We start from the raw sequence: 13,735 nt of genomic DNA on the forward strand, positions 1-13,735 counted from the left end.
ATTTTTGCGTATCATTGATTTTTTTATCGATTTTTATTATTTTTTATACATGAATATAGATAAGTATACAGTTAAGGCCTCTGAAGCCGTTCAAGAAGCTTCATCGCTGGCTCAAAGAGATGACCACAGTCAGGTTGAAAGCGAGCATCTTTTATATGCTCTTTTAGAACAAGAGGACGGAATTGTTCCTCCCTTGGTAGAAAAAATCGGCGTCAATCCCGAAAGTCTTTTGGATGAACTCGACAAAATGCTTGACAGAAAGCCCCGTGTTACAGGGCAGTCTGCTCAAACCTATATTTCGCCCCTGCTTGCAAAGGTCTTTGCCCATGCAGAAGGCTATGCTGATAAGTTAAAGGACGAGTATGTTTCTACCGAACACCTTCTTCTTGCTCTAAGCGAGTCTAAGGACGCAACGGGAGAACTCTTGCGCTCGCGGGGAATAAATTTAAAAAATCTCCTTTCAGCCTTAAAAGAGGTTCGGGGCAACAACAGGGTAACAAGCGAAACGCCTGAATCTACATTCAGAAGTTTAGAAAAATTCTGCCGCGACCTAACCCAACTTGCTAAAAACGAAAAGATAGACCCGGTAATCGGCCGGGATGAAGAAATAAGGCGGGTAATGCAGGTGCTTTCCCGCAGGACAAAAAATAATCCCGTTTTAATCGGAGAGCCGGGAGTCGGAAAAACCGCCATAGTCGAAGGCCTTGCAAGGCGGATAGTTTCAGGGGATGTGCCCGACAGCCTGAAGGGAAAGCGTCTTTTATCCCTCGACCTCGGCGCCCTTGTTGCAGGAGCCAAATTCCGCGGCGAATTTGAAGAAAGGTTAAAGGCCGTAATTTCCGAAGTTCAAAAATCCGAAGGAAGGGTAATCCTCTTTATCGACGAGCTTCACACCCTTGTAGGTGCCGGGGCAAGCGAGGGTTCGATGGACGCTTCAAACCTATTAAAGCCTGCCCTTGCCCGCGGAGAGCTCAGGGCGATAGGAGCTACCACCTTAAACGAGTACCAAAAATACATCGAAAAAGATGCAGCCCTTGAACGCCGCTTTCAGCAGGTTTACTGCCCCGAACCCACGGTCGAAGACACTATAGCCATCTTGCGCGGCTTACAGGAAAAGTACGAAGTTCACCACGGGGTGCGCATAAGGGACGAGGCCCTAATTGCCGCGGCCGTCCTTTCCAACCGCTATATCACAAGCCGCTTTTTGCCCGACAAGGCTATCGACCTTGTGGATGAGGCTGCAAGCCGCCTTAAAATGGAAATAGAAAGCCAGCCCGTTGAGCTCGATCAGGTTGAACGCAAAATCCTTCAACTAAATATCGAAAAAGTTTCTATCGGAAAAGAAAACGATACGGCCTCAAAGGAAAGGCTTTTAAAACTTGAAGAAGAGCTGGCAGAGCTTTCTTCCAAGAGGAATGCGATGCAGGCCCAATGGCAAAACGAAAAATCTCGCATTAACGAATCGCGCAAATACAAGGAAGAGCTTGAACAGCTCCGCATTGAAGAAACCAAGTACAGCCGCGAAGGAAACTTAAACAAGGCCGCCGAGCTTAAATACGGCAAGATTCCCGAGGTCGAAAAAAAGATAGCCGCCGTTACGGCCGAGCTTGAAAAAAAGGCCGGCCAACAGGGGCAGCTTTTACGCGAAGAGGTATGCGAAGAAGACATAGCCCGAATAGTTTCCATGTGGACAGGCATCCCCGTCGCCAAAATGCTTGCAAGCGAGATGCAAAAGTTCTTGGAGCTTGAAAAGGTTCTTCAAACGAGGGTTGTAGGCCAAGATGAGGCTGTAAGGGTGGTATCAGACGCGATAAGAAGAAACAAGGCCGGGCTATCGGATATGAACCGTCCCTTGGGAAGCTTTTTATGCATAGGCCCGACCGGTGTCGGTAAAACGGAATTGGCCCGCACCTTGGCAGACTTTTTATTTAATGACGAAAAGGCCCTTACCCGCATAGACATGAGCGAGTACATGGAAAAACATTCCGTAAGCCGCCTCATCGGAGCTCCTCCCGGTTATGTAGGCTATGACGAGGGCGGTCAGCTTACCGAGGCCGTAAGGCGCAGGCCCTACAGCGTAATCCTTTTTGACGAAATCGAAAAGGCCCATCAAGATGTCTTTAATGTCTTTTTACAGATTCTGGATGACGGCCGCCTTACCGACGGACAGGGCCGAGTGGTGGACTTTAAGAACACCATTATAATTATGACAAGCAATATAGGTTCGGAGTATATTTTGACGGCCAAGGACATGGGAAGCATCAAAGAAGAAATTACCCAAATCCTGCGCGATAACTTCAGGCCCGAATTTTTAAACCGTATTGACGAGATACTCACCTTTAACAGGCTCGAAAAAGGGCATATCAGAAAGATTGTCGATATTCAGCTTAAATCGGTTGCAGAACGCTTGAAGGCCAGACGCCTTGGCTTAAAGGTTTCGGATAAGGCTAAGGATTTGCTTGCAGACATAGGCTATGACCCGATGTTCGGCGCTCGCCCCTTAAAGCGAGCCATACAGGCCGAGCTTGAAAACAAACTCGCCCGTGAAGTCCTCGAAGGTAAATTCCCCGAAGGAAGCACGATTCTTGTTGACAAGGGAGAGGCCGGTCTTATCTTTAAGAAGGGATAAAAGATATTCGGGCTTGTGTTTAAGAAAGGTAAAAGAATGCGCCCTGGTTTATCTTTAGAAAGGACAGCGCTTGAAAAAGACTATAAATTATGTTAATATCCCGATTTATAAGCATACATTTAAAGTTCGTAATTACTATAGATTAGGGGTTATCCATAATGATGAGACAAGAAACTGGGCAAACTAAGGTAAGGTTTTCGATAGGTGCAAAACTGGTTACGATTATATCTATTTTGATCATCCTATCCTTGGGCGGAATTACGGCTTTAGTTACATGGTTCGGCCGCTTGGATGTTCAGCTCACGGCTGAAGAAAACAACCGCACCGTAAATAAGCAGGCTGCATCTTCGGCTGAAAAAGATTTGACGGCATTAAGAGCCAATGCTTCTTTGCTCTTAGATATGCTTAACACAAATGAAAGTTCAAGCTCTTTTTCAAACCGGGTTTCGTCCTTATATTTTCAGAAAAACCCTTATGTAGCTGCAATATTGGTTACGGATTCCAAGAGGGAAAGCGGTGTTGAAACCAAACTTTTAAGCTCTCATTTTTTTGCTTCCAATGATATTGATTTTGACTTGGTAGATGAATTTTTGAAGCAATCAAAGAATTCCTTGCTTCAAACCGAAAAGGGGATAACTCAGGTTTTAAACGCTGCTTGGCTTTTCGATATGCCTATGCTGGTTTTTTTCTATCCCTACACCGAAAAAGGTTTAGCTCAGGGCTTGGTTGTTTTCTTTTCAGCCGAAAAGCTGTCGGAAAGTTTCGGTGCCGGAACAATGCAGACAACCTATCTTGTTAATAATGAGGGCGATGTGCTTGTTCACCCTGATTTTAATCTTGTAAAAAATAAGGCGAATGTAAGTAATTTTCCTCTCTTTATACAGATGCGGGAAAACGGAGACAATGACAGACAGGTTCTTGTAAAAGATGAGGACGGAAAAGAATATTTCGGCTCATATAACAGGCTCTCATTGGGAGATCTTGCGGTTTTAACAAGTGCTTCGGCCGATGTTCTTTTGGAACCTGTAGAAAATACCACAAGGCGGAATATCTATCTCAGTATAATTGTTTTGTCTTTTTCTGTAGTCTTCGTATGGTTCTTTTCAAAATCGATAAGCCGTCCCGTAAAAAGTTTAGCCCTTGCGGCAGACGAAATAAAGCAGGGTAATTACGAAATAGACTTAAAAGCTAAAACCAAGGATGAGCTTGGTCTTTTGACTACAAGCTTTGTCGAAATGGGTAAGGGCCTCGCCGAAAGAGAAAGGCTTAAAGATTCTTTCGGCCGATTTATAAATAAAGAAATAGCCGAGCTTGCTGCCAAGGGAAAGCTGGCTCTCGGAGGAGAAACAAAGGAAACAACGATTTTCTTTTCGGATATCCGTTCTTTTACTTCGATTTCCGAAAAAATGGATCCGGCTGAGGTTGTAGAATTTTTAAATGAGTACATGACCTTGATGGTAGATTGCGTAAATAAAACAAACGGAGCCGTAGATAAATTTATAGGAGATGCCATCATGGCGGTTTGGGGTGCGCCTACGTCTACAGGGAATCCCAAAGAAGATGCTTTAAACTGTCTTCGTGCAGCTCTTAAAATGCGTGCAGCTCTTATATTTTTTAATCGGGGCCGCGGAGGAGATAAAAAACCGATAATCAGAATAGGCTGCGGAATAAATTCCGGGGCAGTGGTTGCAGGGCAGATAGGCTCGCATGAGAGAATGGAGTACACTGTTATAGGGGATGCGGTAAACACGGCTTCAAGAGTTGAAGCTTTAAATAAACCCATGGGCACCGATATTCTTATTACCGAACATACTTACAATTTGGTAAAGGATCATGTTGTTGTTGAAGAAATGCCCTCGGTTACCGTTAAGGGAAAAGCAAAACCCTTACGAGTTTTCGCCTTAATCAATATGCCGAACGAAACAAATATTCCCGGTGCAGGATTAAAAGGACCTAAAAATCTGGCACAAATAAGAAAGGTTCTCGGAATACCTGCCCCCGATTTTTCAAAGGTGGATGTAAATGAAGACGAAAAAAAATACAAGATCCAATCCTAAACTTGATAATAAATTTGCGGACATCTTTGTTGTCCTCATCGCATTATTGATAGCCTGTTCTACCATATTTTTGTTTTGGAAGAATTTAAACAAAACGCTTAATAGAGATAAGCCTTCAATTGCAATTGTAAGTTATAAAGAAAAGAGTGTTCAGCGTAAATTTATAGATAGGGCTGTTTGGGATAGACCTGCCCAATATTCTCATGTATATAACGGGGACACAATACGCACAGCATCGAATTCGGAAGCGGTTATTTATTTTACCGATAAGAGTACGGTAAATGTCGGTGAAAACACCATGATTCAGATTTTTAAGCCTAGGGCCGAAAAAGATGTTTCAGTTCAAATAAGTGAAGGAAATGTTTCGGTAAAAACCGTAGATTCCAAAATGCTTGTAAGGTCCGGAAATGCTTCGCTTGCTATCGAAAAAGAGTCCGTGCTTCACACTTCAAAATCCGGAGAAGAACCGATAAAAATTGCAGTCGAAAAGGGCGAAGCCTCGGTATCTAAAGTTGAAAACGCTCAAGCGGAGGATTCTTCCGATTCGGTTATCGAGTCTTCAGTTTTGAAAGCCGGAACTGTTTTGGTTGAAGGAGGTAAACCTTCCATTACCATGATAAGTCCGTCTTCTTCCGAGAAGATTTTTAATTTTAATAAGGAACCCATAGAAGTTTTGTTTAGATGGCAAAGTTCTTTTCCCGAAATGGAAGACCTGATCTTTGAAATTTCTTCGTCACGGAATTTTAATGCCGATACCGAAAAAGTTCAGGTAAAGGGCTTGAGCGAATTAAAGCGGAGTGTTTCATCGGGAAATATTTTTTGGCGGCTTTATTCTTCTTCTTTGGGGCCGGAAGATGTTTCAGCGGCAAAGGGAAAACTTAGCATTACCGATGCTCCGCCTCCTAAGCTACTAGAACCTAACTTAAATGAAGAATTTTCTTATGTAAACGATTTACCTGCAATAAAATTTTCTTGGGAAGGAAATTCTGCTGCTTCAAATTACTTGATTGAGCTCGCAGATAATGACTCCTTTGAAAATCCGAAACTCAGCCGGCTTATAAATGCTTCGTCGGTAAACCTTAGCGGTATTGAAGATGGAAAATGGTATTGGCGTGTTGTTCCGAATTATATTACGGAAGGTGCTCCTTCTCAAACTTCCGAGACAGGTGTTTTTTATGTTCAAAAGACAAAAAATAAAGAACCCATAGTTTTAGACCTTTCTCAAAATATGAGCGAAACGCTTGAAGGGAATAAGGCCTTTTTTTCTTGGCCGTCAGTACCGGAAGCAAAAAAATATAATTTTCGCATTTCTACAGATGAAAGCATGTCGAACATAGTGTTCGAAAAAGTATTAACTTCAAACTATTTTGAAATAAAAAATTTTGAAAATCTTCTGCCTTCATCCGGCTATTACTGGAATATAGCAGCTCTGGATAAAAATGAAATACCGGTGGGCTTAAGTAAACCCGAAAAAATAAAAATAGGCGGAGAAGAAATTTTTATACGCTCGGTCTTTCCTCCGGACGGTTATGTTATTGCAGATTCTTTTTGCAAAGATACGCAGTTTACATGGAAAACAAATACAAAGGATGAACTCTATTTTCAAGTTTCGTCATCTCAAGATTTTAAGAAACTTGCAGCCGATAAAAAAGTAAATGGTTCTTCGGTAGAAGGTGTTTCCTTGGAAAAGGGTGAATGGTATTGGCGTGTTTTAACAAAAAATAAAAACAATGATTTAAAGAGCGAAGTAAAAAAACTGATTATTGTTCCGCCTCTTTCCAAACCGGAATTTATCGATTTAAAAAATAAAATAATTATTTTGCCCAAGGGAGAAAATAAATTTAAGTGGACGCAGGTTCCTGAAGCGGAATATTACCGGTTTAGGATTACACCTGAAGGTTTAAATCAAAAACCTGTATATGAAAACTCATTTATTACCGGAACCGAAATTGATGTTGATATAAAATCTATTGAGAACGGTTCTTATATAATAAGTGTTCAAGCTTTTGCATCTTTAAACGAAACGGCAGGTAAACGATACGGTTATACAGCTGACCGTAAAATAGAATTAATGCATTTAAAACCTGTTGAACTTATATATCCTATTGACGGTATGAGTATTAGCGGCATGGATGCAGTTTTAAAACCGGAAGTTTTAAAATGGTCCTCCGTTGAAGATCCGGAAACATCCAGGTTAATTTTGATTAAGGTGGGAGAAAAGAATCCTGTTCTTTCTATACAAAATCCTGAGACATCCGTTCAATTACCTCCTCTTGGTGCAGGTAAATATATATGGAAACTAATCGCAAAAACTGCAAAGGGCTTTGATATTTCAAGCCGAAAAGATGCTTCATTTAAGGTTCTTCCTATTCCTTTATTGGAGGCTCCGGATATGCTTGCGCCTAAGCAAGACACGACATTGAATGCAGACTTCTTTAAAAATAATCGAAGTATAAAATTTGTTTGGACTAGGATCCCTGAAGCAGATCACTACCTTGTAAGAATATATAATTCTTCAAAAACGGTTTATAGAGACAGCCTTCCGCAAACCGTTACAGGAAATATTGAATTAAATTTTACTAAATTGAATTTGTTGTCACGTGGTGTGTTTTATATAGAGGTAAGGGCTCAACAAAAATTTGAAGGCACTAATATCGTTCAGGATGGAAAAGCTGCCGTTAGGAAATTTAAGATAGAGCTACCTCAATCAAAAAAAGTTTCTACTGATGAAACCGGAGTTATGTATGGTCAATAGAATTTGTTTTATTTTTTTAGTTTTATTATTTTGCAGACTTGTATATTTATATCCTCAAGAAGCGGCGAAGGCAAGCAACAATGATTCAAAGATTCAAAAAAGCTATTTTATAGAAGAAGGAAAGGAAGGCTCTTCTTTATATCAACACTTGTCATGGGAAGCAATAGATGACATATTGGGTTATGAATTCTTACTTGAAAAAAAAGATCAATCCGGAAACTGGATTCAAATTGATAAAAAAACTTTAAAAAAGAATTCGATAAATGTTTCTTTAAAACCTGGTAAATATCGTTATAGGGTAGCAGTCATTAACCTTCTTAATCAGAGTGAGTTTGCAAGTGAATATAGGAATTTTGATGTACGTGTTGCATATCAGCCCGAAGTGCTGTCCTTATCCATCGAGTCTATATATTTTGATGAACCTGCAGCAGATTATATTATAGTTTCCGGAAAAAATATATTTCCTGAAACCATATTTACATTGACTAGGAATAACGAAAATCCGGTACAATGTGAGGTTGTTGATTCCGATAAGCCCGGTAAGAAAATTAAAATTCAGCTTAACTTTTCAAAATTAAAGGCCGGGACCTATGTTCTTACAGCTAAAGATCCCAGCGGTCTTTATGACAATTCAAAAAGTATAAATTTTAAATTTCAAAAACCTATCGATATCTTTCTTTCTCTGGGTTATACTTTCAGTTATTTTATTCAAAATGAAACTCTTTATAAATATTTTAAATCCAACATTTCCCCATTAGGAGGCTCTTTGAGATTTGCTTTTGTGCCTTTAAAAAGAGCATATGGGCATTTCGGTTTGAGTCTGGGGCTTTCCTTAATGCAGTTGAAAAATAAGCCCGCTTCATATATCTTAAAAACCGGTTTTATCTTACCTCAGGCTAATTTTGTATATATGTTTCCTATAATTAAACGTAGACTTAACTTTGATTTACACCTTGGCGGCGGCGGTGCATTTATGTTTCAGGCAAAATTTGAATATCCGGGAACCGATATCAAAAGTCCTGCATATTGGTTTTGGTGTCCTTCGGTTAATGCAGGAACTGCCGTGCAGGTTTATCTTTATAAAAAATTATATATTGAATTAAATTTGGAGCATACTTTTTTGTTTAGAAAAGATTTTCCTAAATATGTAATTCAACCCTCTCTTTCTTTAGGTTGGGAATTTTAAGCTATAGGAGAACCGGAGTATTATGAAAAAAATTTTAACTAACTTTTTGATTTTTTTGATTTTGTTTAGTTTAACATCATGTCAACAGCTGATTATCGGAATTGAAGAAACTTTTTCATATTGGGCAAATAATGCAGTCATAATTGATATAGAAATTCCGCCCGGAAGTTTAGTTGATGGTGAAGGGTTTTCCTCTTTACCCTCTAATAAAAATGCACAAATTATTTTTAAACTTCATAATCCACAAAAATTTGATTTTATAATGCCCCATGATTCGGATGCTCCTAATGATATTATCGTTTTTGATGAAAACGTAAAAGGTAAAAACGGCGGAAGCCCTGAGCAGGGAATAGATTATTCTTTAGAGCAAATAGGTTCCGATAAAATACGGCTTGAATACAAAAAAGAATTTTTACTTAAAAATGAACAAGGCAAGACGAATCTCAATCCTAAAATAAACCTGTATAATAAAAAAGATAACAGGAGGTTTGAGCAAAACTACAATTATAAACTTAGAGCTAACACAGTTCCGCCTAAACCGGAATGGGTTACTACAGGGAAAATACAAGAGGGAAATGATTGGTACTATGTTCTGATATTTGAGCTTGAAAGAATTTCAGAATCAATAGATCTTCACGGAGATATATCTGAGGTTCACTTCACTGAGGGTGGTGTTACAAAAGCTCCCATTTTAATAAAATTAACAAATAACGGCTTCGATGTGAGCGCTTCCCAGGGAAACCTTCTTTCTTCGGATAAATTAATCACGCCTCTTGCAGCTGGAGATGTAACAGGTGACGGCATAAGCGGCTTTAACTCTATTCCTGATGCAAATGCTAGAAAATGGATGCTATGCATAAAAACCGATGCAAAAATCGGAAATAGTTTAAATTATAAGATCAGAGTAAAAGATTTAAGAGGTCTTTACTCTCAAGAAACTTCAGGGGTAACCAATTTAGCAAAGCTTCCCATTCCCAAAATCAAATATGAGGCTTCAATGGCGCAGTTAAATGTTTTAGGCGTTTATATCGACAACCAAAATGCTTTAACTCCTTCGGCTTCAAGCTCCGGTAATCCCGTCATTATTTCATCATGCTTTGATGAAACCGTAATTCTTGAAGCTTATCATGACTCATACACTTCCGGTGTAACAATACGTGCCGAGGTAAAATTGTCCAATTCTACTCCCCCGCCTTCAGGTCATACGGGCGATACCGGCAGTGTCGCACTAGATGAAAATAAAACAAAAATCAGATTAGATTCTATTCCGGGAGTGGATGAAATATATGAGGTTAAATTAAAGGCTCAAGCTTCTAATTATGCCGACAGCGACGAAAAAACTTATTACTATAAGGTCAGAAAGGAAGTAAGGTCGGGAAACTCATCCTGGCACATTCTTAAAACGGCAGTAGCCAATGCAAAAGAAAACGATACTATTTATATAAATGGGGCAATAAGTTCGACGGATGATGTAAACAACTACGGCGAAATTGAGGTAAATAATAGTATAAGTATCCAAGGCTTGACAGGAAAAACTTCGGATATAATTGATGCAAATAAGGATGCTGTAACTACAAAACATCGAATATTTACATTAAAACAAAATAAAAAATTGACTTTGACTAACCTAACATTACAAAACGGAAAGGCCGGTGTAGGCGGGGCTGTAATGGCTAATAATGGCTTCGTTTTAACCCTCGACAATACCGATATAAAGGACTCGGAAGCCGTTACGGGAGGAGGAGCCGTATATACAGACGGAACCTTAAATATTAAGAGCGGCTCTGTCATAAGCGGAAATAAAACGACCGGTTCAGTAGGTGCAGGAGGAGCAATTAATATTACTCCTTCCGGCAGTCTTATAATGACGGGCGGAACAATAGAAAACAATACCGCCGTCTTAGGAGGTGCTGTCTACAATGGCGGAATCTTTGAGATATCGGGTGCTGCAAAGATTGTCCCCTCCTCCGGATCTGATGAGAATTCTATAGGAAAAAATGATGTTCATCTTCCTGCAAACAAGTTAATTACGGTTACGGGAAATTTAACTCAGCCTATTGCAGCTCGAATAAGCCCTGTAAACTATCCTTCTACATTTAACTCTACAATCAAGGTCTTACAAGCAGGTTCCGGCGTTGATCTTTCGACTCAAGTTTCCAAATTCAAGGTTACCGATTCCACTGACGGCAAAAAGTGGAAGATAAATAATTCGGGACAATTGGAAGAGGTTACTCCCGGCGGGAAGACGGTTACAAGCTGGTCAGAATTAAAAAGTGAGGTTGAGAAGACCAGCGGGGGAGCTGAGGTAATTATTGTGGATGGTACACTTACTGCTAGTGGTGACCACGATAAAATTACCGTAGGACGTAACCTCACTATTCGAGGTAAGGATGGTACCGCAATTCTTGACGCCGATAAAAAATGCAAGATATTTAAGGTTAAAAAAAATAATAAACTTATTCTTGAGAGTCTTACATTGCAAAATGGAGATGCAACAAAGTTATCAAAGAAAGAAAGAAATGGAGGAGCTGTTGATCTTGAGGAGCATGCCTCTCTTGAAATAAAATCGGGAGTAATAATAAAGGATAATGTGGCGAATCAGGGAGGGGGTGTATATATAGGCCAAAATGCTGAGCTTTTAATGACTAGCGGAATTATTCAAAGCAACATAGGAAAAGGAGTTTCTAATAAAGCTCATGGAGGTGCTGTCTATGTATCCGGAACTTTTAAAATGTCAGGAGATGCAAAACTAGATCCTTCAGGCGATCATACAAAAGGGAAAAATGATGTTTATCTTATTAACGGTGCTACAATCATACTTACCGGTTCCTTGACCTCAGCTGAAAATCAAATCGCACGAATTACAGTGCCGGATACCAATTATTCTGAGGGAAGACTCGTATTGGAAGCTGAAGACGGCGTTGTTCTTTCAAATGAAGCTAAAAAATTCAAAGTTACACAGAAAGATGGATACAACTGGTATGTGGATGGTAATGGTAAATTAACAACTACAGCCCCCAGCCCTTAGAAAAGAAGTTTTAAAGCAGGCCTTATTTAAGGCCTGCTTTTTTAAATTCCGCCCTTAAATCCCGGCTATCTTAAAAATAAAATCCATATCGCTGTTCTCTTCGATGAGGGCAGCGAGTTTGTCCAGTTCTTTTTCGATCTCGGCCTCGCTTTGGCCTTGGGTATTGCATTTTTTATCATCGTCTATGAGGCTGTCCTCATCGGCGAGTTCCAAGTGCATGTAGGGGATTGTAGCGATTACGGGAATCTTTACGAGCTCTTCAATCATCTTTATGCCTGGATCTAAAAGGCTCTTGTCTCCGCGGAATTTATTTATGATCATGCCCTTAATTCTCTTCCTGTCCTTTTCGGGGAGGAGCATTACGGTCCCGTAGAGCTGGGCAAAGACGCCGCCCCTGTCTATGTCGGCAATCAAAAGGACGGGAGCATCGGCCATTTCTGCCATGCCCATGTTTACTATGTCGTTTTGGTTTAGGTTTATTTCGGCGGGGCTTCCTGCTCCCTCGATAACCACAATATCGTTTTCCCTTTCAAGCTTTTGAAAGGTTTCCAGAATTATAGGTTTGCAGGTCTTTTTATACTCAAAATATTCCCGCGCCTTCATCTCTTTTTTTTCTTCTCCCAAAATTATCACCTTAGAGCCCACATCCGTTTTAGGGATGAGGAGGATGGGATTCATTTCGGGGCGGGGTTCAATGCCGGCGGCCTTGGCTTGAAGGGCTTGGGCGCTGCTTATTTTTTTTCCGTCAGCTGTAGTAAAAAAAATCGAGGACATGTTTTGGGATTTAAAGGGAACAACCTTTAAGCCCCTCTTTTTAAAGATTCTGCAAAGGCCTGTACAAAAAAGGGACTTGCCCGCAGAGGATGTAGTCCCTTGAATCATTATGCTTGCCATTATCTTAAGAAGCCGTCTTATTAAGAGTTATCTTAAAGCACAAAGGCTATAAGGTGGGCGACAAAGCCTGCAAAGAGGCCGCCTATTGTGTGGCTTAAAATAGCCTTGCCCGTCATCTCCTTTGTGTCGAGGGCGTCCATCATTGCAATATGGGTAGAAATATAACCGCTCCAGCACATACAGATGGCGGTAAAGACAGCTATATCGTTTGCGTTTATTTTTCCCATTAAGGACATTTCTTTTACAATGCCGAGGGCGGCTCCCGTAGAACCTAGGGCCGTAATCGGGACAGAAATAGCCTCAGGAGAACTAAAACCGTAAAGGGGATTTAAGATAAAGCTCAGCTTTTGACCTATCCATGGAAGGAGGGCGATTCCTTCTCGTGCTGCTCCCGTGTAGGTGCCGTCTGCACTCGGGCCGTTTGTAAGCATTATAACTATCGTACAGATAATTACTACACCAGGGATTATGGCCATACCCATGCTGACCCCCGATTTTCCGCCGTCAAGCATAGCCTGAATAAACCTAGCTCCGGCTCCGCCCTCACGGACAGGGCGCATTTTTTCGGGGATTGGGTCTACCCTTCTTGTAGAAACCATAGCCTCTGTTCCGTAGCGTTTTTTTGAAAAATGAATCATCAAGCGGACCGAAACTATACTTCCGGCAACAGCTCCGACATTTCCGATTAGGGCTGCCGGGACTGCCGATTTTACGTTTAAGCCCATCATTGCCGTTGTGGTAATCAAGCCCATTCCGAAGGCAGTGCCGAGGTTTGTAAGGGCAGGAAGCTGGTATTGCTTAAAATAGCGCCTAAAATTATCGTCATCGGCAAGGGTTAAAATTGCAGGGTTGTCCGATAAAAAACAGTTTAAGATACCGAGGGAGGAGGCTCCGGGTAAATCGTACAAGGGCTTCATCAGCTTGTACAAGATCTTGTTGATCAAGGCAACCGTTCCGAATTCCGAAAAAAGACCTGAGACGGCTCCGGCCAATACGGCTACCGCCATCAGATACAAACAGATATTGATAAGAAGATCAAAGCCTGTTTCCATCATTGTCTTAATCATATTTACGCCGCCCATAACAGAGCCGACACCGAAAAAGAAGGCAAAAAACAATCCTAAAAAGATAAAGTTTTCTATACCGACTTCTTTTTTATAAAAAGCTTTTGTTTCCATACCTTAAG

At 40.7% G+C, this 13,735-nt stretch carries 7 protein-coding genes; 5 read left to right on the plus strand and 2 right to left on the minus strand.

What is annotated here, in order from left to right:
• Window positions 1-49: 49 nt before the first annotated feature.
• The 5 genes from clpB to E4O07_RS02210 all read left to right on the plus strand — a co-directional run bounded on the left by clpB (window position 50) and on the right by E4O07_RS02210 (window position 11,655).
• Window positions 50-2,629 carry an ATP-dependent chaperone ClpB gene (gene clpB / locus E4O07_RS02190; RefSeq protein WP_253687035.1) on the plus strand — a complete coding sequence of 860 codons (2,580 nt, stop codon included), beginning with the start codon at window positions 50-52 and terminating at the stop codon, window positions 2,627-2,629.
• Between the two features lie 158 nt (window positions 2,630-2,787).
• Window positions 2,788-4,686, plus strand: coding sequence for an adenylate/guanylate cyclase domain-containing protein (locus tag E4O07_RS02195; RefSeq protein ID WP_253687036.1), 1,899 nt, complete (start codon window positions 2,788-2,790; stop codon window positions 4,684-4,686).
• A complete protein-coding gene (locus tag E4O07_RS02200) occupies window positions 4,652-7,441 on the plus strand; it encodes a FecR domain-containing protein (protein ID WP_253687037.1) in 2,790 nt (929 codons plus the stop codon). Before E4O07_RS02195 ends, E4O07_RS02200 begins: the two co-directional genes overlap by 35 nt.
• Window positions 7,431-8,627, plus strand: coding sequence for a hypothetical protein (locus E4O07_RS02205; protein ID WP_253687038.1), 1,197 nt, complete (start codon window positions 7,431-7,433; stop codon window positions 8,625-8,627). Before E4O07_RS02200 ends, E4O07_RS02205 begins: the two co-directional genes overlap by 11 nt.
• Before the next feature lie 22 nt (window positions 8,628-8,649).
• The gene (locus tag E4O07_RS02210; RefSeq protein ID WP_253687039.1) at window positions 8,650-11,655 is read left to right on the plus strand and encodes an autotransporter outer membrane beta-barrel domain-containing protein; all 3,006 of its coding nucleotides are present in this window, start codon (window positions 8,650-8,652) and stop codon (window positions 11,653-11,655) included.
• A 54-nt stretch (window positions 11,656-11,709) separates the two neighbouring features.
• Here the strand turns inward: E4O07_RS02210 and E4O07_RS02215 are convergent, their stop codons facing one another.
• Window positions 11,710-12,549, minus strand: a complete 840-nt coding sequence (locus E4O07_RS02215) for a cobyric acid synthase (protein WP_253730578.1) — start codon at window positions 12,547-12,549, stop codon at window positions 11,710-11,712.
• A 32-nt stretch (window positions 12,550-12,581) separates the two neighbouring features.
• Window positions 12,582-13,727, minus strand: coding sequence for a CD0519/CD1768 family membrane protein (locus E4O07_RS02220; RefSeq protein ID WP_253687041.1), 1,146 nt, complete (start codon window positions 13,725-13,727; stop codon window positions 12,582-12,584).
• Window positions 13,728-13,735: the final 8 nt, after the last annotated feature.

Source organism: Treponema sp. OMZ 798 (genome assembly GCF_024181385.1).
Classification (GTDB): domain Bacteria; phylum Spirochaetota; class Spirochaetia; order Treponematales; family Treponemataceae; genus Treponema_B.

Excerpts from the sequence above, each read along its gene's own strand:
- clpB (WP_253687035.1), top strand. The coding sequence starts at position 50 with ATGAATATAGATAAGTATACAGTTAAGGCCTCTGAAGCCGTTCAAGAA.
- E4O07_RS02195 (WP_253687036.1), top strand. The coding sequence starts at position 2,788 with ATGATGAGACAAGAAACTGGGCAAACTAAGGTAAGGTTTTCGATAGGT.
- E4O07_RS02200 (WP_253687037.1), top strand. The coding sequence starts at position 4,652 with ATGAAGACGAAAAAAAATACAAGATCCAATCCTAAACTTGATAATAAA.
- E4O07_RS02205 (WP_253687038.1), top strand. The coding sequence starts at position 7,431 with ATGGTCAATAGAATTTGTTTTATTTTTTTAGTTTTATTATTTTGCAGA.
- E4O07_RS02220 (WP_253687041.1), bottom strand. The coding sequence starts at position 13,727 with ATGGAAACAAAAGCTTTTTATAAAAAAGAAGTCGGTATAGAAAACTTT.
- E4O07_RS02215 (WP_253730578.1), bottom strand. The coding sequence starts at position 12,549 with ATGGCAAGCATAATGATTCAAGGGACTACATCCTCTGCGGGCAAGTCC.
- E4O07_RS02210 (WP_253687039.1), top strand. The coding sequence starts at position 8,650 with ATGAAAAAAATTTTAACTAACTTTTTGATTTTTTTGATTTTGTTTAGT.